The organism is Treponema primitia, from assembly GCF_046533075.1.
Lineage (GTDB): Bacteria > Spirochaetota > Spirochaetia > Treponematales > Breznakiellaceae > Termitinema > Termitinema primitia_B.
Genome location: NZ_JAJQRB010000018.1, coordinates 62,035 through 83,900 on the forward strand (window position 1 = coordinate 62,035; position 21,866 = coordinate 83,900).

16 protein-coding genes are annotated in these 21,866 nt (G+C 50.9%); 6 read left to right on the top strand and 10 right to left on the bottom strand.

Annotated elements, in window-relative coordinates:
- Nucleotides 1-11: 11 nt before the first annotated feature.
- From recG to dnaE, 3 genes are read right to left on the bottom strand one after another with little or no spacing between them, the layout of a single operon-like run.
- Nucleotides 12-2,159, bottom strand: a complete 2,148-nt coding sequence (gene recG, locus LQZ19_RS03300) for an ATP-dependent DNA helicase RecG (RefSeq protein WP_411046221.1) — start codon at nucleotides 2,157-2,159, stop codon at nucleotides 12-14.
- Entirely contained in the window at nucleotides 2,159-2,746 is a 588-nt protein-coding gene (locus tag LQZ19_RS03305) for a YggT family protein (protein WP_411046222.1), read from the bottom strand. Before LQZ19_RS03305 ends, recG begins: the two co-directional genes overlap by 1 nt.
- The gene (dnaE, locus tag LQZ19_RS03310; RefSeq protein WP_411046223.1) at nucleotides 2,734-6,690 is read right to left on the bottom strand and encodes a DNA polymerase III subunit alpha; all 3,957 of its coding nucleotides are present in this window, start codon (nucleotides 6,688-6,690) and stop codon (nucleotides 2,734-2,736) included. The genes LQZ19_RS03305 and dnaE overlap by 13 nt, the downstream gene beginning before the upstream one ends.
- 67 nt (nucleotides 6,691-6,757) lie before the next feature.
- Between dnaE and LQZ19_RS03315 the strand changes: the two genes are divergently transcribed.
- The 6 genes from LQZ19_RS03315 (at nucleotide 6,758) to LQZ19_RS03340 (ending at nucleotide 11,445) form a co-directional block, all read left to right on the top strand.
- Nucleotides 6,758-7,150, top strand: coding sequence for a DUF6941 family protein (locus LQZ19_RS03315; RefSeq protein ID WP_010256131.1), 393 nt, complete (start codon nucleotides 6,758-6,760; stop codon nucleotides 7,148-7,150).
- Between the two features lie 112 nt (nucleotides 7,151-7,262).
- Nucleotides 7,263-7,667: a hypothetical protein gene (locus tag LQZ19_RS03320; protein WP_411046224.1), complete on the top strand. Its 405-nt coding sequence runs from the start codon at nucleotides 7,263-7,265 to the stop codon at nucleotides 7,665-7,667.
- A gap of 2 nt (nucleotides 7,668-7,669) precedes the next feature.
- Nucleotides 7,670-8,809 (top strand): nucleotide-binding protein, encoded by a 1,140-nt coding sequence (locus LQZ19_RS03325; RefSeq protein WP_411046225.1) that lies wholly within the window; start codon nucleotides 7,670-7,672, stop codon nucleotides 8,807-8,809.
- Nucleotides 8,806-9,864: a prolipoprotein diacylglyceryl transferase gene (gene lgt, locus LQZ19_RS03330; protein WP_411046226.1), complete on the top strand. Its 1,059-nt coding sequence runs from the start codon at nucleotides 8,806-8,808 to the stop codon at nucleotides 9,862-9,864. The genes LQZ19_RS03325 and lgt overlap by 4 nt, the downstream gene beginning before the upstream one ends.
- 87 nt (nucleotides 9,865-9,951) lie before the next feature.
- Nucleotides 9,952-10,602 (top strand): HAD-IA family hydrolase, encoded by a 651-nt coding sequence (locus LQZ19_RS03335; RefSeq protein ID WP_411046227.1) that lies wholly within the window; start codon nucleotides 9,952-9,954, stop codon nucleotides 10,600-10,602.
- 174 nt (nucleotides 10,603-10,776) lie between these two features.
- Nucleotides 10,777-11,445, top strand: a complete 669-nt coding sequence (locus LQZ19_RS03340; RefSeq protein WP_411046228.1) for a DUF3786 domain-containing protein — start codon at nucleotides 10,777-10,779, stop codon at nucleotides 11,443-11,445.
- A 36-nt stretch (nucleotides 11,446-11,481) separates the two neighbouring features.
- Here the strand turns inward: LQZ19_RS03340 and LQZ19_RS03345 are convergent, their stop codons facing one another.
- The 7 genes from LQZ19_RS03345 to LQZ19_RS03375 all read right to left on the bottom strand — a co-directional run bounded on the left by LQZ19_RS03345 (nucleotide 11,482) and on the right by LQZ19_RS03375 (nucleotide 21,801).
- Nucleotides 11,482-12,390 carry a nucleotidyltransferase family protein gene (locus LQZ19_RS03345; RefSeq protein ID WP_411046229.1) on the bottom strand — a complete coding sequence of 303 codons (909 nt, stop codon included), beginning with the start codon at nucleotides 12,388-12,390 and terminating at the stop codon, nucleotides 11,482-11,484.
- 30 nt (nucleotides 12,391-12,420) lie between these two features.
- Nucleotides 12,421-13,269: an FAD-dependent thymidylate synthase gene (thyX, locus tag LQZ19_RS03350; RefSeq protein ID WP_411046230.1), complete on the bottom strand. Its 849-nt coding sequence runs from the start codon at nucleotides 13,267-13,269 to the stop codon at nucleotides 12,421-12,423.
- A gap of 181 nt (nucleotides 13,270-13,450) precedes the next feature.
- Nucleotides 13,451-14,749: a Wadjet anti-phage system protein JetD domain-containing protein gene (locus LQZ19_RS03355; protein WP_411046231.1), complete on the bottom strand. Its 1,299-nt coding sequence runs from the start codon at nucleotides 14,747-14,749 to the stop codon at nucleotides 13,451-13,453.
- Nucleotides 14,739-18,143, bottom strand: a complete 3,405-nt coding sequence (locus tag LQZ19_RS03360; protein WP_411046232.1) for an ATP-binding protein — start codon at nucleotides 18,141-18,143, stop codon at nucleotides 14,739-14,741. The genes LQZ19_RS03355 and LQZ19_RS03360 overlap by 11 nt, the downstream gene beginning before the upstream one ends.
- A complete protein-coding gene (locus LQZ19_RS03365; protein ID WP_411046233.1) occupies nucleotides 18,140-18,823 on the bottom strand; it encodes a DUF4194 domain-containing protein in 684 nt (227 codons plus the stop codon). The genes LQZ19_RS03360 and LQZ19_RS03365 overlap by 4 nt, the downstream gene beginning before the upstream one ends.
- Entirely contained in the window at nucleotides 18,816-20,279 is a 1,464-nt protein-coding gene (locus LQZ19_RS03370) for a Wadjet anti-phage system protein JetA family protein (RefSeq protein WP_411046234.1), read from the bottom strand. Before LQZ19_RS03370 ends, LQZ19_RS03365 begins: the two co-directional genes overlap by 8 nt.
- A gap of 37 nt (nucleotides 20,280-20,316) precedes the next feature.
- A complete protein-coding gene (locus LQZ19_RS03375) occupies nucleotides 20,317-21,801 on the bottom strand; it encodes a BAR domain-containing protein (protein ID WP_411046235.1) in 1,485 nt (494 codons plus the stop codon).
- Nucleotides 21,802-21,866 lie beyond the last annotated feature (65 nt).

Here is a 21,866-nt window from a genome sequence, read left to right on the forward strand (position 1 = left end):
ACCGGTAAACCCTAAAGCGTTACATTCGAAAACGGCGGCGCCCGTTCCAGTACCGCGGCGATTCGGCGGTGTTCCGGGAGCAGCAGTCCTGGGTCTTCCTCCAGTATGGCAAAGGCGTCGGTACGGGCCCGGGCAAGTTCCGCAGCGTCCCGGATGGGGTCAGCTACCCCCAGGGACAGATAACCCGACTGTTCGATGCCGGCAATCTGACCGGGGCCCCGGAGTTTAAGGTCCTCCTCGGCGATAACAAAGCCATCGTTGTTTTCCAGCATCACCTTAAGCCGGGTCTTACCGTCCTCGGTAAGGACATCCTGGGCAAAGGATTCCGGCGGGTCCGGCGGCGCATCGGAGTAGACCAGAAAACAGTAGGACTGCGCCTCCCCCCGGCCGACCCGGCCCCGGAGCTGGTGCAGGGCGGCAAGGCCGAAACGTTCGGCGTGTTCTATGACCATGCAGGTAGCGTTGGGTACATCCACCCCTACCTCCACCACGCTGGTAGCCACCAGTATTGCTATTTCACCCAGCCGGAAGGCCTCCATGGTCCGCCGCTTTTCTTCTTCGTCCAGTTTTGAATGGACCAGGGCAACCCGCATCCCCTTAAAGACCTGCCGCCCCAGCCGGTCCGCCATGGAAGCCGCATCCTTTAGGTCCTTGTTTATATCAGCTTCGATAAGGGGATAAACAAAATAGGCCTGATGCCCCGCAGCAAGTTCCTTACGGACAAAGTCGTAGACCTTAGTCTCGTTAGATTCCTTGGCCAGATGGGTCTTTACGGGTTTCCGCCCCGGGGGCAGATCGGGGATCACTGAAACATCCATATCTCCAAAAACGGTAAGGGCCAGGGTCCGGGGTATGGGGGTGGCGCTCATCATCAGAAGGTCCGGGTGGTCACCCTTGGCCATGATGGCCTGCCGCTGGGTTACCCCAAAGCGATGCTGTTCATCCACCACCACCAGCCGGAGATCCCGGTAAACCACGTCCCGGGAAAAGAGGGCGTGGGTTCCCACCACGATATCGATATCCCCGGCGGCCAGGGCCTTTAAAAGATTGGATCGCCCGGCTGCCTTCAGGTTTCCCGTCAAAAACGCCGGTCTGATGCCCACCGGTTCCAACAGCCGCGCGGCGTTCTCCGCATGTTGCCGTGCCAGTAATTCTGTGGGGGCCAGGATCGCCGCCTGCCCAGGCGGCGACGCCTGCCCGCCTTCCCCGGATAGCGATTCTACCGCACGGAGCGCCGCCAGAAACGCTACCAGGGTCTTCCCCGAACCCACATCCCCCTGGAGCAGCCGCGCCATGGGATATTCCCCATCCATGTCCTGGTTAATTTCCGTAACCGCCGCGCTTTGACCCGCAGTTAAGCTGAAGGGGAGCCGCTCCAGAAGACGTCTCTGCAAAGCCGAAAGTTCTCCATCCTTCCCAGCTTCTCTCTTTTTGTGTACCAGGGGCGCCGTATTTTTTCTTTCCAGGGCTCTCCGCCCAATTATCACTTCCAGGTAGAAAAGCTCTTCGTAGATCAGGGTTTTCCGGGCCCTGTCCAGTTCTTCCACGGAAGCGGGAAAGTGGTAGGCGCGGATAGCTTCGCTTTTGGGGAGGAGACCGTCCCGTTGGATTATGGCCGACGGAATTTCATCCTCCAGGGGTTTAGCGTATTGGGTCAGTGCCTGGCGGATAAGCCGACGGAACAGGCCCTGGTTAAGGCCCGCGGTGAGGGGATACACCGGCAGCACATGGCCGAAGCCCTTAACGGCCCCTTCCACCGGTTCAAACTCAAAGGCGGAAGACTGGAGTTCCCCGTATTTATAGTAGAAGCGGCCCCATAACCGGTACTGCATTCCGGGTACGAGCTGTTTTTCCAGGAAGGGGCGGTTAAAACAAACCAAAACCGCCCGACCGCTTTCGTCCTCCACATGGATCTTGAGGGTTTTCATGGCGCCGAAACCAAACCAGTCATGGGCGATAACCCGGACCACGGTACACACCGCGGGGTACCGGGAATAGTCCGCCAATGGTACCGAATGGCTCCGGTCTTCCCAGTCCCGGGGATAATAACAGAGAAGCGCAGCAACACTGTTTATACCGGCTTTAGCCAGGGCTTTAACCGAAGCGGGACCGGCGCCCTTGATGTGATCCGCCGACGCGGTAAGCTCCCGCAGGAACATTAGAAGGGGAGCCGGACCAGAAGATCCAGGGCAAACCGGACCAGCAGTTCCAAACCGACCCGGAGAGCCAGCAGAACCCCAAGGGAAGTGAGGATACCGGTCATGAACCGGACCAGCCGTCTCCCAAAGAGCATACGGTTAATGCGGTACAGTATGGGCGCTGAGACCGTGTCGATGATCCGCCAGAAACCGTGGTACACATCCCGGTTGGCAAGGTAGGCGATAAGCCGCAGTACCAGGACAACGATAGAGAAACCCAGGACAAAGGAAACCACGGACCAGAGGACGGAACACAGCAGGGAAAGGATAATACCAATGGTAAGGGTACCATAGCGGCCCAGGGTAAGAAAAATATTGTTCACCACCGTCAGGAGCGCTAAGGCCACGACGGGGGTTAAATCCAGATTGGCCACCCGGAGGAAGGAGAAACGACGGAACCAGTTAAGGTAGGGGTCGGTGACGCCGCTTAAAAGATGGAACGCCTTGCCGTAATTTGCCCCGGTAAACCAGGTAAGCATGATACGGATAAAAATAAGGATCATGTAGAGACTGGTGATCCCTCCCAGTATGTTCATTATTCCGGCCATACTTCGGCAACTCCGGTACAAAGGGTTAGGGCTTCAATACAGGAAGCCTCCGCAGATGCGGTAATTTGGGCGGCGGTACGGATCACCGCCTCGTCCTCTAGAATAGGAACGTGGATAAAAACCGAACAGGGGCCGGAACTTCCATAGAGATAATCCCGCAGAGGGAAGAGGTTCTCCTCCCGTTCCGCCGCCGTCTTGTCCAGCCGTATATGCAGTTCCCGGTAGGAAGGCCCCGCAGGGACGGCAGGGGATGTTTCAGCCCCATCGTTTAGTTTAGCGGCCTTTCGCCTGAGCTTTCCCAGTTCAAGCACCGAACTTACCTGGAAGCTTAATTTCTCCCGGCTCTTGTCCAATTTTCCCTTAACCGCAATACAGCGGTTTTCTTCAACATTGTCCCGGTTGAATTCCCAGGTACTTGGAAAAAAGACCAGATCTATTTCGCCCCGGTAATCGGTAAGGGATCCAAAAGCCATGGGCTTATTATCCTTCTTGGTCAGTATGGGGTTGAGTCGTGTCAGTATCCCTATCAGGGTATACTCCCCTTCGGAGGCGGCCTCCGGCTTTGAGAGGTCCAGCTTAACAAACTGTTCCCAGGCGTCTTTATAATTATCCAGGGGCGACAGGTCCTCCGCAAAATTTTCCGGAGCATAAACAGCAGTTCTTTCGACGGCAACGCTTCCCGTGGAACTGCCTGCTGAGGAACAGTATTCCAAAAGGTCTTCTTTTATTTTAAGCCGATCCCCGGGGAGTAACGAATCCACCCGCAGGCTTGGACTGCCCCGCCGTTTATCCAGCCGGCCCTTAATGGCAACGGTATCACCCACAGCAATCCTGTCGCGGCAGCTTTCCCAGGTCTTTTCAAAAAACACTAAATCTATTTCGCCCCGGTAATCCGAAAGGGACCCGAAGGCCATGGACTTGCCGCTCTTGTTGTTATAGGGTTTCAGGTTTTTCAATATCCCTATCAGGGTATAATCCCTTTCGAGCGCCTTGTCGGTATCGGAGAGATCCAGCTTTACAAACTGTTCCCAGGCTTCCTTGTAATCATCCATGGGGTGGCCGGAAAAATAAAAGCCGATAAGTTCCTTTTCGATATTGAGCTTTTCCATGCGGTCCATTTCCGGGTGGATCGTAAACTGGTAATCCGGGTAGGCCTGCTCGTCCGTATCCTCAAAGAGACTGGCCTGTCCCAGCTCCCTGTCGGCCTTTTTGCTCTGGGCATGTTCCACCGCCATTTCCATATTCAGCAGCAGTGTCTGTCTGGTCTGGCCAAAGGCATCGAAGGCTCCGGTCTTAACGAGGATCTCCACCACCTTTTTACCCACCGTTTTAATGTTCACCCGGTCAAGGAAATCTATAAAACTCTTGTAGGAGCCGTCTTTGCGGCAGTTTATGATCTCCTCTGCGGAAGCGTCCCCCAGACCCTTAATGCCCACAAAGCCGTAGACAATGCGGCCATCCACCACGGTGAAAAGCCGGTCCGAACGGTTGACGTCCGGGGGATCAATGGAAATTCCCATACGCCGGGCCTCATCGATATAGAGGGGGAGCTTATCCACGCTGGAAATTTCATTGGACATGTTGGCGGCCATAAATTCCACCGGGAAATTCGCCTTGAGGTACGCGGTTTGGTAGGCCAACACCGCATAGGCCGCAGCATGGCTCTTGTTAAACCCATAGCCAGCGAAGGGCGCCAGGATTTCAAATATCCGGTCTGCGTCCGCCTCTTTAAAGCCCCGCTTAAGCGCCCCGGCAATGAAGGGAACCTTTTCCTTGTCCAGTATTTCCCGTTTCTTCTTTCCCATGGCCCTGCGCAGTATATCCGCCTGCCCCAGGCTGTACCCTGCAATGATCTGCGCCACCTGCATGACCTGTTCCTGATAGACGATAACCCCATAGGTCTCTTTCAAAATATCTTCTAGGCTGGGATCGGGATAGACGATAGACTGGCGGCCGTGTTTGGAAGCGATAAACTGGGGGATATTATCCATAGGCCCCGGCCTATATAAGGCGTTTAAGGCGATAAGGTCTTCAATACTAGTGGGCTGGGCATCCTTAAGGACCTTCTGCATCCCCTCGGATTCAAACTGGAACACTCCGTAGCTCTTTCCCTCTCCCAACATCTTAAAAACCGCACCAGCCTCCGCCGTTCCGCCCTCGCTTATGGTTTCGATGTCAAAATTCGCATATTCTCCACCCCGGCGGCGGATAAGTTTTACCGAATGGTCAATAAGGTCCAGGGTTTTAAGTCCCAAAAAATCCATCTTTACCAGGCCCTGGGGTTCGATCAGGTCCATGGTATACTGGCTCGCCACCACCCCGGTTTTATCCTGGTAAAGGGGCACATAGTCGGTCAAATCAGTTTTCCCAATCACGATCCCCGAAGCATGAATGCTGGAATTGCGGTTCTTCCCCTCCAGCTTGCGGGCCATGGCAAAAAGTTCCTGGTACTTGGTGTCCTGTTCCAGTTCCCGCAGCCGGGGCTCCTGCTCAAAGGCTTTTTTCAGGGTCATCTTGGGGTCTTCCGGGATAAGCTTGGTTAGCATGTTGGACTCGTCAATGCTTATGTCCAGCGCCCGGGCCACATCTTTAACCGCAGCCTTGGCCTTCATGGTGCCAAAGGTGATAATCTGCCCCACCTTTTCCTTGCCGTATTTTTCAGTCACATGGTCGATCACATCCTGACGGCCCTCGTTGGCAAAGTCCACGTCAAAGTCGGGCATGGATATCCGTTCAGGGTTGAGGAAACGCTCGAAGAGCAGCTTGTACTTAATAGGGTCGTTGTTGGTAATCCGCAGGGCATAGGCCACAATGGAGCCGGCCCCGGAACCACGCCCGGGCCCCACGGGGATATCATGCTCCTTGGCCCAGTTGATAAAATCCGCCACGATGAGGAAATAGCCCGTAAAGCCCATGGAGATGATCACCCCAAGCTCATATTCCGCCCGCTGGATGACCTCAGCGCCCATAGCGGGATACCGTTTTTCCAGTCCCTCCATGGTCTGCCGCCGCAAATATTCATCCGCATTGGCATATCCCGCAGGAATTTCAAAATCCGGCAGCAGCGGCCCCGGGCTGGGAATTTCGGTTTTGCAGCGTTCTGCGATCAGCGCCGTATTGGCAATAGCGCCGGGGTATTGGGAGTCCGGGAACAGCGCCGCCATTTCGTCACCGGTTTTGAAGTAAAACTCGTCGGTGTCAAAGCGCATACGCTTTTCATCCCCCCGTTTCGCCTGGGTGCCGATACAGAGGAGCAGATCCTGGGCAATGGAATCTTCCTTTTCTATGTAGTGGATGTCGTTGGTAGCCACCAGGGGGATACCCGTACGCCCGGCAATTTCGACGATTATGGGATTTACCTGCCGCTGCTCCGCAATGCGATGATCCTGAACTTCCAGGTAGAAATTATCCTGCCCAAAGAGGCTGTTGAACCAGAGTGCGGTTTTTTCCGCCTCCTGGATCTGCCCCCGGAGGATCAGGCTGGGAATTTCCCCCGCCAGGCAGGCGGAAAGGCAGATAAGCCCGGCATGGTATTTTTCCAGTAATTCCCGGTCGATTCGGGGCTTGTAATAGAACCCCTCGGTATAAGAATAGGATGAAAGCTTCATGAGGTTCCGGTATCCCTCTTCATTGGTAGCAAGGAGGATCAGATGGTAGTACTTGTTCCCGTTCTCGCCGCCCTTCCGCTCGGTCCGGGCCCCCGGGGCCATGTAAAATTCGCTGCCGATAATGGGATGCACCGGTGCGCGGTCCTTAAGGGGGTGGTCTTTATCACCTAAACAGGCATTACGAAATTTTAGGGCGCCAAACATATTCCCGTGATCTGTAATGGCCAGATGCTTCATCTCCAGGGAAGCTGCTTTGGCTGCCAAGGATTCCACCGAAGCGGCGCCATCCAGGAGGGAAAAATCGGAATGGACATGAAGGTGGACAAAATCGGTCATGATGACCTAATAGTACCTGCGCATATTGATTTTATCAAGGATATAACCCATGCTTTAAGAACAAGCAATGAAAACTGAAATATTTACATTTTGTGATTTTGCCCAGGAAAACGGCGGTAAACTTACCATAGTGGGGACCTTCGACACGATCATCGCCCGGAATTTTCCCTGCGTCCACCCCCAATTAGCGGTGGTTATCCGGATCCGCTTTGATATGTGGGAATTCAACACCCATAGTTTCCGGATTGAGACCCTGGACCTGAACGGGGAACTGAACATTGAGCCCATAAACGGCCATGTGGATGTCCATGGGGAAGGAAGCGCTGCCGCCATAGCCCATCTGGTGTTTACCTTTTCCAATCTGCATTTCGCCAATCAAGGGGTGGTGAATTTTGTGTTATATATTGATAATAAGGAACTAAGTTCCATACCCCTGCATATCAGAAAGGGCCAGGGATGATATCCAACCCCCTTGACCCTAATCCCCGAGAACCGTAGAATTTTCTATAATGGAACCATATCGGCCTTTGAGGCTCATTTTTTTTATTTACGATTTTATCCGGCTGGTTGTAATGACAAGTCTCCTTGCAGCCTTTATCCCCCCGGGGGGGGCCGGAGAGGGCGGCATATTCCCCCATGTTTTTTACGCCGTCCCCAACGGCCTGTTTCCCCTGATGAGCTTTTTCCTATGGATTAGGCTTGACGCCTATAAACCGTATATCGCCCTGTACATGGCGGGGAAGATCCTTGCGGTAATTGCGGTCTTTGCGTGGCTTGCTTTTTTATTACCCAACCTTACGGGCGATTTGATTGGCATTCCCCGGGGAACCTTTACCCTAATCGGAACCGCACTGCTCCTATCCGCCGGAGACGCCCTTACGGTCCTTGGCGGGGCGGTATTGAAAAAACGAATCCTGGTCGCGGAAACGCTGCCACGGGAAGCGGAGCTCCCCGAAGATGCTCCTGAGGAAGGTTAAAAATGCGTATCATTCCAATAGCCAGCGGCAAGGGCGGAGTCGGCAAATCCATGGTAGCGGCCAATCTCGCGGTAGCCTTTGCCCAGGCCGGTCAGCATGTCATTCTGGCGGATCTTGACCTGGGGGCGTCGAACCTCCATCTGGTCATTGGCTACCAGGCCCCACAATTGGGTATCGGGACTTTTCTCAACGATCCCCGTTCGGATTTTTCCAAGGTTGTAGCCAATACGGACATACCCAACCTCAAGTTCATTCCCGGGGATATGGAAATCCCCGGAACCGCTAACCTCAAGACCAACCAACGCCAGGCCCTGGTTAAACGGCTCCTGTCCCTGAACGCAGATATCCTGATCCTCGATTTAGGCGCCGGGACCCATCAGTCTATCCTGGATTTCTTCCTCCTCTCCGGCCAGGGGATCATCGTCTCCGCCCCAACGGTAACCGCCACATTGAACGCCTACGTGTTCCTCAAGAATACTATCTTCCGGATCATGTACACCGCCTTTGCCAAGGAAACCAAGGCCTACAATTACCTGGAAAAACTCCGCAAGGAAGGTTCCGGGCTGCAGCGGCTCTACCTGCCCAAGATGCTTCAGGAAATTAAGAAGATCGATGCTAAGTCCTACAATAAGTTTAAGGCCCATGTGGATCGTCTCCACCCCCGGCTGATCATGAATATGGTTCAGGACCCCAAGGATGCGGATATTGCCACAAAAATACGCCGGTCCTGCGAGATATACCTGGATCTTAAAATTGAACACCTGGGAGTTATATACCGGGACTCCATACAGGATACCAGCCTTGCCTCCAGGATGCCCGTAACTATTTACAAACCCCAGGCAGTCATTTCCCAAGCCATCTATCGCATTGCCGAAAAGATCCTTCAGTCCGATGAGGATCACTTTACCCTGACCGATGAGGAGATCAACGAAACTTTCCAGGAAGCTACGGTGGAAGCGGAGATCGACTTTGAGAACAAGATGGAGTATGTAGAAGAATTGATGCACTCCGGCGCTTTAAGCCAGGGGGATCTGATAGAAACGGTAAAGACCCAGCAGATCGAAATCTCCAAGCTGAAAAAAGAAAACAACTTTCTGAAGTATACCCTGTCCAATGCTATGCAAAAGGGATTTAAACCATGAACCTACTTGCCGTACAATTCCCCTCATGGCTGAAAGCGGAGATAATCCCCGGCCTTCCCTTCCGTTGGTACGGGCTTATGTACATTGTAGCCTTTAGTATCGCTTTTCTGCTCTACCGCAAACAGGTGCGGGAACGGCGTTTCCCCATGAGCGAAGATGATCTTTCGGGGCTCTTCTTCTGGGGCATCCTGGCCCTGTTGGTAGGCGCCCGGGTCTTTGCCACCTTCGTCTACGAAACCCGGGACATCTACCGCCGCCAGCCCTGGCTGATATTCTGGCCCTTCCAGAACGGCCGCTTCACCGGTCTCCAGGGCATGAGCTACCACGGCGGCGTCATAGGCGGCGCCCTGTCGATAGTAATTTATTCGGCGATAAAACGGTTTGACTTCCGGGAAATCGGCGACATGTACGCCGCCAGCATTCCCTTAGGCTACACCTTCGGCCGCTTGGGAAACTTTATCAACGGCGAACTCTACGGCCGGGTAACCACGGGCGCTCTGGGAATAATCTTCCCCTATGCCCAACCCCTTTCCCCGCAGGAAAGCTGGGTCCGGGAGGCTGCGGAAAAAACCGGCGTCACCATTCCCGGCGGCTCCACCCTGGTGAACCTGCCCCGCTACCCCTCCCAGCTTTTCGAGGCCCTCTTCGAAGGGCTGATCCTTTGGCTGATCATCTGGATATGGCGGAACCGGAAACCCTTCAAGGGCTTCCTGCTCAGCCTCTACCTGGGCGGCTACGGCATCTTCCGGTTTTTCATCGAATACTTCCGGGAGCCCGATTCCGATCTGGGTTACCGTATCCAGCTTATTCCCACAACCCTCTCCCCCGCCCAGGCCCATCCGCTCCTGTGTTTCTCCACCGGCCAGGTCTTTTCCTTCTGCATGGTACTCCTGGCCATAGTTTGGTACTTTATCGCCCGCAAACTTCCTGACAACGAAGCGGTACGTATCTACCCCGATGCTCCCGATCCGTCAAAGCCGCCTACTGCTGAAGAATTGCAGGAAAGAGAGAATCTGCGGAAAAACAGGCGGAAGCTGAGAAAACGGCTCAAGTAGGATTGAAAGCAAACACTTTTCGGGAAGGGCATACCTGGTACGATATTCGCTTTGTAATAATATTTGAATAAATGAAAGGAATATTTAATGGCTTATGAAAATATATTGTTTGACCTGGATGGAACATTAACTGATCCATATTTAGGAATAACAAATTCTGTAAAATATGCTCTTGAAAAATTTAATATATTGGAAAATGACATAAATAAATTAAAATTATTTATTGGTCCGCCATTGGAAAAATCATTTATCGAATATTATCAATTTGATAAAAACAAAGCAAAAATCGCCATAGAATATTACAGGGAATATTTTTCAGAAAAAGGAATATATGAAAATAAATTATATGATAATATTGAAAATTTATTAAACGACATGAAAAATAAAAATTGCATACTTGCAACATCAAAACCAAAGAAATTTGCATTGGAAATATTAAAATATTTTAAAATTGACCAGTATTTTAATGAAATTATCGGAAGCAATTTAGATGGAACATTATCTGAAAAAGAGGAAATAATAAAATATATCATTGAAGAAAATAATTTAAATAAAACGGAAACAATAATGGTAGGCGATAGGAAATATGATATTATCGGGGCACATAAAAATAATATACATTCAGTAGCGGTAATGTATGGATATGGCAGCAAAGAAGAATTGGAAGAATCAAAACCGACATACTTTTGTAAAGATGTAATGGATATAATAAAAATAATAAAAAGAGAGCATCTATGACCGAGGGGTACGGATACTATGTGGATTGGTAAGGAACGCCTAAATATGGATAAAATAATTGAACGGATTTCTTTAGGGAAAAGGCTTGACTTCATATTTTTCTGGAAAACAGACAAAAACAATTTATCGACAGGCTGTTTTAGTCAATGACACAATGGTTGGTGGTAAGAATAAATGCAAAAGGGTTATGAAAAAACATATAATTGGGTAAAAGGTTTATTGAAAACTTGTGATTTTTCCGATAGTTCCAAAAGGCTTGGATTAAAGCAAATTTCAGAAAATATACTATTGGTTAATTTTCTTAATCGAACATACCGAATAACAAAAGAAGGTGTAGAACTTATTGAACAGGAAACAATATGGACGGTAGATTCTGAAGGTTATGAATTTGATTTGAAAAGCGTCTTAGGATATTATGTATTGTCAGGTGCAAATATAGAGCCAATATACGAATATTGCACTCTGGGACAATTTTCCGGCGGTGTATTTCGGGAAAGCAGTAGTTTTGTATCAATGGAAAACAAAAAATTCACGGATACATTTGGCAACGATTATGAAAAATTTAAAAAAATAATGAATATGTTTAGTATGGAATATGAAGAAGGAAACAGGGATGGAAAGTATAGCTGGAATTATAAAATATTGCCCAAAATATCGATCAAATTAATATTTTATGAAGGAGATGATGAGTACCCTTCAAAATTACAAATTCTCTATGATAAAAATGCAATAAAAATATACAATTTTGAACAATTAGCAGTTTTACATAGTAGCATTTTTCAAGCAATATTATCGATGGGAAAAAGGAACGAATTATTAAAAGAACTACTCCCTAAAACTTAGGGACTAAGGTTCCAAGGCAGTAGTTACTCTGTTCCGTTACCAAAGCGATGCCGGGTAAACCCCCTGGGAAACCAATTCCGCTATGCGGTTAACCGCAGCTTCCCGATCCTCTTTGTAAGTAACCCCGAACCATTCGGAATCCGCCTTGAGGACCTTAATTTTGAGGAACCCTTTTTTTATAAACCAGTCCGCAGCAAGGGGCAGGTAACATTCGCTCTTCAGTTCCGAACCCGAAGTTTTAAGAAAATCATCAAAATAGTTTTGCAATTTTGGGAAGATACTCACCGGGAAACCCCAAAAGTTCATGGATACCGGGGTATCCGCAGCAAGATCCTGCCGCGCCCCATCGGAACCGGTGTTGAAAATCTTGCCGTCCTTTTTCTCGATAGACTTGAGTTCATCCACCGAGGAAAGGTAGCCCTGGGTTACCTCGCAGACCCCGCGGGTAACCGTACCCTGGGGACTGAGGGTACTTTCCAGCCGGAAGGGCACGATGGCGCCATCGGTGATAGCGGGGTCGGCCAAATATTTTCCCATAGCCGCAAAGGCTTCCCGGCCGTAAAAATCGTCCGCATTAAGCACCGTGAAGGGAGCGTCGATTTTGTCCCGGGCGCAGAGCAGGGCATGGGCGGTTCCCCAGGGCTTGGTCCGGCCTATTTCCCGGCTTTTCGCCAGAACATCCGCCGGGATAATGGTGTCCAGATCCTGAAAGGCCAGCTCACATTCGATATGGCCCTTGATCCGGCTCAAAACAATTTCCCTGAAATCCTTTTCGATATCGTGGCGGATAATAAACACAATCTTGGTAAACCCCGCCCGCTTGGCATCGAACACCGAAAAGTCCAGCAGCACTTCACCGCTCTTCCCTATCCGGTCCATCTGCTTAAGCCCGCCATAACGGCTTCCCATACCGGCGGCTAATACAACTAAAACTGGTCCTTTCATTTTAAACCTCTTCCTTAATTTTATTTTATCCTATGCCTGTTTCCCACTGCGAAGTTTTTCTTCAAACCGCTCCAACGCCTTACCGGTCAGTCCGCTCCCGGAGGCGGAACTGCTGCCCTCAAGCCGCCTCTTTAACTCGGCGAATTCCTCTTTGGAGAAACTCACCCCCCCAAAGAAATGCCGTTCAAAGGATTCGCAACACCGGGGGGCTACCTTTTTGGTGATTTCCAACAAAACCTCGGCGTAAAGACGGATTTCCTTCTGAGCATGAACGTCCAGCCGGAGTTCCAGGAAATGGAACAGGTTATGGAGATCAATCTGCCAGTATAGTTCGGTATATAAGGACAAGGGCAGGTTGATCCGGGCCAATTCCCGGGCTATGCCCTGGTCGATCAGCGCCGTATACTCCCCGTAGGCGTGTTTCTGCCCCTCGCTCAGGGAGGAACGCACCTTTTCCACCGCCCCCGCATCCAGGGCTTCTTCCGAGCGGCCCTGCTTATTGTCCGTACTCTGAAGGGCAACATCAGTGGGAGCGGGAACGTAAAAATCGTCCTTCATCACCGAATAGCGGCCGGAAATCTCGTTCAGCTTGGCAGTCCGGTGGCGAATCCACTGGCGGGCTACAAAAATGGGCATCTTTATATGAAAAGTAAGGGCAATCTGTTCAAAGGGGCTGGTATGCCGGTGCCGGAGCAGATAGTCGATGAGCCCCGCATCCTCCCGGTAACTCTTGGTCCCCTCGCCGTAGGAAACCCGGGCGGACTGCACCACCCGCTCATCCCCCCCCAGATAATCCACCAGGCGTATAAACCCCTTGTCCAAAACGGGGTATTCCTTATCTAAAATAGCTTCCGCTTCCGGAACTACGCAATGAGCCATGTTTCCTCCTGAAAATTGAATATCTCCATTAGTATAATAGGAATGGGGCGGTAAAGAAAGGGGCTTGATATTGCATGCAATGACTTTTTCAGCAGATTCGTTGGATGCTGTTTTTTGTCCGATAAAGTTGGTATCCGTCACCGGTTGACACTTCGGCTCGGTTTAATAATAGACCGGTTAGTTACTCCGAAAATTCCGTCAACATCGCTTCCTGCTCCAGTTTAACGCCCTTAGTAATCATGTACTGTATACAGGGCAGACTGTCCGTCAATTCTTCACGTTTGGTAAGGAGTTTTAATTTTTCGATATATGGCAAGATCACCGGGACGGCAAACCGGGTGTAACGCTCAAGTTCGCTCCTGTCCATACGGTAGGGCAAGACGTCTTTTTTAATTTCCCGGCGCAGCCGCGCCAGCATGGAAAACCCACCGTAGTCAATATCACCCCAGTGACGCCAGGAACAACCGGGCTGCAGACCGGCGGCAAGGGCCTTGAGAAATAGGCCCCGTGCGGGGCTGTAGTTACCGCCGTGGTATACCACAAGTTCTTTGTCATTATGCTGCCGGTGAACATAATCAATGTAATTAGCCCGGTTCTCTATGGAAAGAATTTCAGTGTCCGGCGGCAGAAAAAGCTGTCCCCGTTTGAGGTCGCCGGTATAAAGGGCGCCGCCTGAGATGAGGGGAGCAAAATTAACTAATGCCCCGGGGTCGTCTCCGCCGTCCTGCCCCCGTTCAAAGCTGATGGAAAGGGGACCCCGGAATTCAAACTGCTCAGGGTACTTGGCGATCCCCGCAAAACGGAGGAGTTCCTCATCGGTACTGTTATCATCACAGTCCGTATACTGCCGTATGATACTAAGAAAGCGCTTTCTTACGCTGTTCTCAAAAGTTTTTGAATCTCCAAAACATTGAAGGGAAAAAACACGTTCCAGTAATTCTGTCTCCTCCATATGGTCGGTAAAAACGAGGGCCCGCAGCAGGTTTCTCCGCTCTTCACTATCGGCGGGAAGACCGGTGGCCGCAAACCGTGTCCCGACTGATCGTTTCCGGGAAATTTTTTCATACACCTGGTTGAGAAAATCCTGTATCCATTGGCTTTTGACTTTTTCCAGGGTCTCAAGCAGTTCAAGGCATACATCGTCGGCAATATCGTTAGCGGGCCGGCGGTTTATGAATGCATAGGCGGCGTTTATATTTTCAAAATCAAGCCAAACCTTGGCAAGGAAATGGTTTTTCTCGCCCTTCATCCACTGGTAGAAAACAAGCTCATCCCTGTTCAGGGAAAGTACCGCCCGGTTTATCCCTTCCTTAATTTCAGGTTTCTCAATTTCGTAGGCCGGGAAGTCCGTTATGCCCCCGTCGTAAAGCCTGATCATGATACGCCGGGTCGGCACGGCGCCTGTCTTAAAAAAACTGCTCCCCTCGTATTTATCCAGCAAAGCGGAAAGCAATTCTCTTTGGTACTTTTCAATCTGCACCGATCTTCTCCAGGGCTTTCAGTTCCTCAATTTTTCTCGGGTCAAAACCGCGCACCGCCGCCAGTTTGCCTTCCCGGAGGACGCAGAGGTTCCGGTCCACAAGGATGGCGATATCGCCAATTTTGTCCGGAGGCGCAGAAAGAATGACCTGGAAATTAAACTGCCGCAGCAGTTTTATGCTGCTGATAATACGCTCGCTGTCCATCTTGGAAAAGGCCTCGTCAAAGATAATGATCCGGGCGGTATTGGCCTTCTTGTCCCTGCCGGTACGATAGAGTTGGGTGAAGGATGCTAACACGGCGATATAAAAGGGGGTTTGGGTTTCCCCGCCGGATTTTTTGCCCATGGTCTTTGACAGGCGCTGGGACTCACCTTCACCGTTAATAACCTCAAGGTCAAAGGAAAGGTAGGTGCGGAAATCCGTAAATGTTTGTACCCGTTTTTCATAATCCTCCCGTCCCTCGGCGCCCCTTCTGTCACCCACATTGGTGATCAGGGAAAAAAGCTCTCCTATTTCATCCTTGTACTTGGTGTTGAACTGTTCGGAAAAAAGAGTGTACCCACCCTCAACAAGCATGGGATCGATTATCATATCGTAGTAACGTTTGTAATCCGGCTGGGGAATGATTCTGAAACGATAGGTGTCATCCCCAAAGAAACTTTTGCTCAGGGCGTCGTTCAGGCCGTCTATCTGTTGTTTCGCATCATTTATATTGCTCTGGAGCTTGCTTAAAAAATCTTCCCTGAATTGTTCATAGGCCTTTTTCCGGGCATCCTCAATCTGAACATGGTAGACGGGAAGCTTGTTTTCGCTTAACTCAAACCAGGCGCTTTCGTACACCCCATTATCAATGGCGGTGGTGTCATAACCCATTTTGTGTTTGTCATTGTAACGGCGGCGGGATTCCCGCAGTTCCTCCCAGAAACTTTCCTTCGCATTGGAAGACCGGCTCAACTCGCGGGGAAAAGCCTGTTCGATGGCAAGGGGATCTCCCCTCTCGGCGAGCTCCTTTTGGTACCGGGGAATCCCCGTTTCGGAAAGCCACTGCTCCGGAAATTTCTCCGACAGGAGTCCTTCCATTTCTGTATATTCACCCTTGAGTTTAGGGATACTGTCGGCCATGATCGCCCGCAGTTTTTCTTCATCCGTAGCCTGGTCCCGCTTGTGCTGATCCATCTGTTCTCTCAAGCTTTTCAGCATGGTATCAAGGGTTTCAATCCTTTCCCTGAGCGCCTCAATGGCGCTTTTGTCTACCGAGGCCAGGTTTTTGCGCAGAACTTCTATTTCCTCTTCAAGCTTGGGTATAAACCGCACCATTTCCGCCGCCTTAACAAGCCGCCCCGGTTCCGATTCTCCCGGAATCGCCAAAACGCTCAAGGGCTGAAATTGGTTTTGTACCCCCCCGATGATCGCCATCCCCTCTGTCAGGAGCACGAGTTCTTGCTTCACATCATCCAGGCGCTGGCGTATGGCATCCTGCCCTATGGCTGGCTTTGCCCAGAGACCGGGGTTCATGGCCCGGGCGACAAAATTCCGGTAGAGCATCCCCTCGTCGGTGACGGATGTATTAAAGCGGCGAAGGTCCCCTACCTTGTCGCATTTCATAACCCGGCCCAGGGTATAATCCAGGAACAGCCGCACATAATTATTGGAGGTGGAAATTTCTTCCGCCAGGCTGCCCGGATCAGGGCGAGGATTTAGTTTTTCTATTTTTTCAATATCCACAATACCTGCCCCGTAGATATTCCGTTCCCGCTTTATCGTATCGTATACATGAAGAGCGGTATTAAAATGCTCAGGCGGAACAATAAGGTAGAATTTCTGTGTGTTGAGGTAGCCCTCAATAACATTGCGCCAGCGCTTATTTTGTATTTCCGCGGCTTCCGCAACGATAAGCACCTCCGCGGATTTGCCTGCCTTGCCCCGGATCCGGGAAGCTATGGCTTCCCGGAGATCCAATACATCCTGGGGGAAGCGGTATATTCCCTTTTCCAGGGATTCCTGCTCAAGCCGGAGATCCCCCTGCTTCCGGCGTATCCTGTCCTGCTCTTCCCGCAGGCGTATTAACAGGGCGCTTGAATGGGACCTGATCCCGTCGGCCATCAGAACCCGTGAACAAAATTCATCTTCACCCAGCAGGGTTACAGCTTCAGGGCTGCTTACATCAATGTCCCCAAGAAGGGCGCCAAATTTTTCTACCTCGTTCTTTAGGTTTTGTATCAAGCTTGCCAGGAGGGGTTCCACCGGGACCGGGGCATTGTCCACCCCCCTGGTCCCGGACACCCATGAAAACACTATTTCTGCGAATCTTTTAGAAATTGTACCGAATTCCACCTGAATGGACTTTGCCTCGTCTTCCTTTTCCCGAATCTGTGATTCCAGGTGTTCCATAATCCTGGCAGATTCGTTATTTAACAGTTTTGCGTGGAGATCGTACTTTTCATTCTGTAGCTTTTCAAATCTGGCGTTTTCTTCTTCTATGAGCTCAATCAATTCCCTTATTTCTTCACTCAAATTACCGGCTATCTTTTCCTGGTTCTGTATAGCCGCATCTTTTATGTCAAGCCTGGCCTTATCAACCAGATATCCGTAAAGCATTTCGTTCCGGCGATGGGTATCAAAGGCATCGTAAGATTCATTGATCTTCCCCAATTCCTCCATCCGCTCCCGGAGGAGGGCTTCTTCATTTTCCAGCCGGGTATAGCTTTGTATATTATCCTGCAAGCCGCTTATGTCCACCGGCTGCTGGGCGTCGCAGACAAACTCTGAAATAAATTTTTGTATATCCACATTCGGATCAAAGGAGACCGCCTTCTTGAGCAGCGGGCCGAACCGGGACTGAAGCCCCCCAAGTTTGCCGTAGAGATCCGTTCTAAAACTCTGGTTGGTGTCGGTGGTAAAGCTGTTATTCGCGTTGTATTTGTCCCGTATCCATGAGCGGAGAAGGGCGATCTCCATGGGCTTACGGTCGGCCACAAATTCGTTGTCCGGTATCCTGTCGTTAAACCGGAAAAACATCCTGGTAAAATCATTCTCCGAATACACATCGAAACAGCAGCCCGCAGTAAAGTAGGCGTCTTTTTCATCATCAAAAAATTCCAGGGCAATAAAACTGGTAAACCTACCATTACGCAGGTATTTAAACCCCGAACCCTCGTCATCCCCCAGCTCCCCCAGAAGGTAGCCCTTCAGGGTACGGTTGCTTTTCCCGCTGGCAGCCTTGTTAAAGGAATTTCCCGAAGTGTCCGCCAGGAGTATGACCTGGAGGGCGTCAATAATGGTGGACTTGCCGGAAGCGTTTTTGCCGGTAAGAAAATTGATCTTTTCAAAGCCTATGGATGTGTGGGTAAAATAATGCCAATGGATTAGCAGTAACCTTGTCATCAGTTTCATTGCGTTTCATCCTCACTTGATCCGGTTTCCGCAGCTTCCTCGTTGCCGGGACTGTACTTCAAATCCTCCAGCTCGGAGTACATGGTATTGATCTCCTGATTGGGAATAATTGACAAAATGGAAGGGAGTATCAGTATTTTATTTCCCTCCCCGTCCCAGGGTGAGTTTTCCATTTTTCTGATAATATTGAAATGCGCCAGGGTACGCTGGGCTTCAATGCGTTCTTTCTTGGTTGTTTTCCCCCGGACCCTTCCCTTTTCAGTTTCTTTCCCTATGAGCCCCAGGGTCTGCATTTTTTCTACCACCGTCTGAGTATCGGTCCGCACGGTATGGAAGCTTCCCGCCTCCTCCCGTCCCTCCTCATAGATAAGCCGGCACATGTAGAGAAAAAGTGTGGTGAAGCGGTTAAGCTGCAGGCGGTTGTGTTCATAGGTATTGGTGAGGGAGATAATCCCGTAGTTTTCGTCCTTTTCAAGCCGCCAGCCCGAAATGGCAAAATAATCCCTGAACAATTCAAAGAGCCGGGATACTATCTGGTATTCCCGGTTCGGCAGGGTCATCTGCCGGGAACTCTGGTATTCATGGCGCACCAGGTAGGTGTGGGACAGGAGGTAGTTGGCAATGCGGCGAAAATCTTCCTTCTCGCTGCTGTTGAGGTTTTCCAGGTCCTTTTCAAACATGTTTCCCCGCCTTTTTGCGTATCCTCATTTTGGGAATACGATACCCGTTACGCTCCACCATTCCCTCCTCAATATCTACAGCATAGTCCATCCCCTGCTCGTGGGATCGGATGATCGCCAGGATCAGCAAAACAAAATCCGTATCCTCTTCAATAGGCAGATTTTCGCTCTCCAGAACCAGTTTCCCTGCACCATCAGCATCGCTGCTCTCCGCAGACGCAAAGAGGCTTTCCACAAAACGGCGTACCCTTTCCAGGGAATAGACATTTTTCATCCGGCTCGCCATTTCTTCCATGGCGCTGTCCGCAAAAGTCTGTCCGTTAGCAGTCTCGGCATTGATCTCCAGGGGTTCCCCGTTTAACCTGCGGCTCAGAATGTTTTTATGGAAAAGGGAGGCGCCGTCCAGAAAATTTTGCCGGTTAATTTTAATGCTCTTCCCCAGCAAGTCCCCTACCTTGTTACGCCCCGCATCGGAGGATGATGCGTAGACCTTGAGGATTTCAAGGAGTTTCCCCACCACGCTCTGATCCGTGTTCATCATGTAGGTCATTTTTTCTATGGAATTTTTTATATAGGAATGGTGTTTTTTATCAATCTCATTTATGGTGTTTCCCAGCTTTCCGTAGGTATCCAGCACAAAATTTATGGCCGAAAGTATTTCTTCCCCCGCTTCCTCGTCGTATTCATATTTCCGTACCCTCATGGCCCGTTCCCGCATCCCCGCCATTAGGGCGTCATCATCGCGGATCTTCGTCAGAATATCCCTGATGGGCGCAGTATACCGGTGGATAGAATCCATGGTCTTAATGGGGTGATAGATCCGGTCGGCCATGGGCTTGAATTTTTCAAAGTGGTTTGCCAGCAGATCGTTTATATTGTTCTGCTCCTGAATACGTCTGAGATAGGTACGGATACTGTGGTAAAGGCTTTTTAGTTCATAGGTAAGCTGTTCGGTATTTCTTTTGGCGGCCAGGATCGCATCATACATTTCACGGGGCTGCTCGTTAAGGGCCTGCTTCAGGGCCGAATAGGTTGAAAAAACCAGGGAATTGTACTCGTGGATCTTCTCGTCCCGCAGTTCATCCAGGAGCTGCATCATCCTGATGGCATAATCCCTGGGGGTGATGATCTCGATAAAAGAGCCGTCCATGTATTCCCGGTCAACCCATCCGGTGTCCACGATCCGTTTCAAAATGAGCCGCGCCTTAACATTGGGTGCAAGCCCGCCGTCCCCTGCGGCCACGCCCGGGCTGTCCGGGGATTCATCCTCAGCTTCGGGGATAAAATTTCTGTCTTCGATAAGGGCGATCAGGGAGGTGATGTAATCCTCCACCTGTATGTTGAGCTCCCGTTTTAGGAAATCATTCAGCAGCATCAGGGCGTCAAAATATATCTCCCGGTTTGCGGAGGCCAGGAGGGAAAAGAAGTTGCCCGGAATCAGGTTGAACAGGTTCATGGCTGGATAAGTATACTACAGGGAAAGATGATTGTCATCACCGGTTCTTCAAAGCCCGCTCTACCAGGTTAAGATCCTGGGTCAAATTCCGGTTCCCGGGAAATTCTTCCAGGGCGGCATGGATGACCCGGGCGGCTCCGTCGTAGTCCCCGTTGTTGTACAGGTCTGCAAAGGCATTGTGCATCTCCGCCAGACGGTTGTTGCGATATATGCGGACGGCGTTTTCCAACTGGGAATCCCTGCCATACTTGGCTATGGCAGCTTCGGTGTAGCGTATGGCAGCCAAAGAGCTCTCGGCGGAGGAGAGCCGCTCCCCTTCCTTAAGGATAATAAAATTACGCAGCTCCCTGGTTCGGCTTTCGTTGATGGCCCCCCTGCTCCGGGCAGTGTCAATGGTCAGAAGAACCGCCTGGGCTTCCTCTGCGGTCCGTACTGCCTCGGAATGCTGCACCAATTCTGCGTCCAATACCAGAACTTCCAGACGGTTAAAATTATCCCGGCTCAGAATAGCGGTATTGGCATCAAGTGTGTTCCGGGCATCTGCTATACGCTGAGCCCGTACAAGCTTAACCAGAAGGTTATTCAAAGCGGCGTAGATAAATTCCTGCCATCGGTCATCATCGGGATACCGGTTACTCGCCAGGGCCGCCCACTGGAGGGCCGTCGCTTCCTGTCCGGATTTCATCAGGGATGATCCATAGTTCAGCAGTCGGTCCATCAGATCCTGCTGGGGCTCCGTGAAGAAGGGGGAGGACACAGGATTCCGGCGGTCCCTGAGGAGCGCTGCCCTGTTTATCGCCAAGGGCACCGCATCAGCAAAATGGTTCCGGCGTTCCAGTTCGGATATACGGTTAGTTAAAATGAGGGAAACCAGTTCCAGTTGGCTGATAGAAGTCCGGTCCCGGTAATTCCGGGCGGGAACATAGGCATAGCCCGTAAGCCTCCCGAAGCCGTCGTGGAATTCCCGGCGATTCCCCGGGTCAAATCCCATGGGGTTGGTGGTCTCCACGTCGATAAGCTCAGCGCCGGTGTTCACTGTGATAAAGGCGTGGTCCTTGGTCATCACCCCCGAAACATCCAGTCCCGCCGCAGTGGCAAAGACGGCGTAGAGCACCGCCGAAGAAACACAGTTATATCGCCCGGTCCTAAAAATCTCGTCCATCCGGGTTTGATTTTCCATATAGCCCTTGAGAAAACGCTGATGAACAAAGGTGAGGACAAATTCTCCGCGTCCCTTGGCATCCATGGGCAGATCCGGCATAGCCAGCAGCTCCGCCACAGCATCTCTGATAAGTTCCGCCTGGGCAGATCCATTGGATGCCCCCTGGGCGCCGACGACGGAAGCCCACAGGGCAATTTCCCCGATATCCCGCCAGGAATAATCCCCGCGCCGGGCAAATTCAAGAACCCGTGGATCAGGCTCCAGGGCAGGGAACTGAACCGTCTGTGCGGATAGACAGGGTATGAACACCATGTCCGCCAGAGTCAAAGCAACAAACACGAAAAAAACCATCCTTTTCATTAATGTGCATTGTACCACATTACCCGTTGACGGTACTATGGGGCATTACTTATTATAGTTATTAG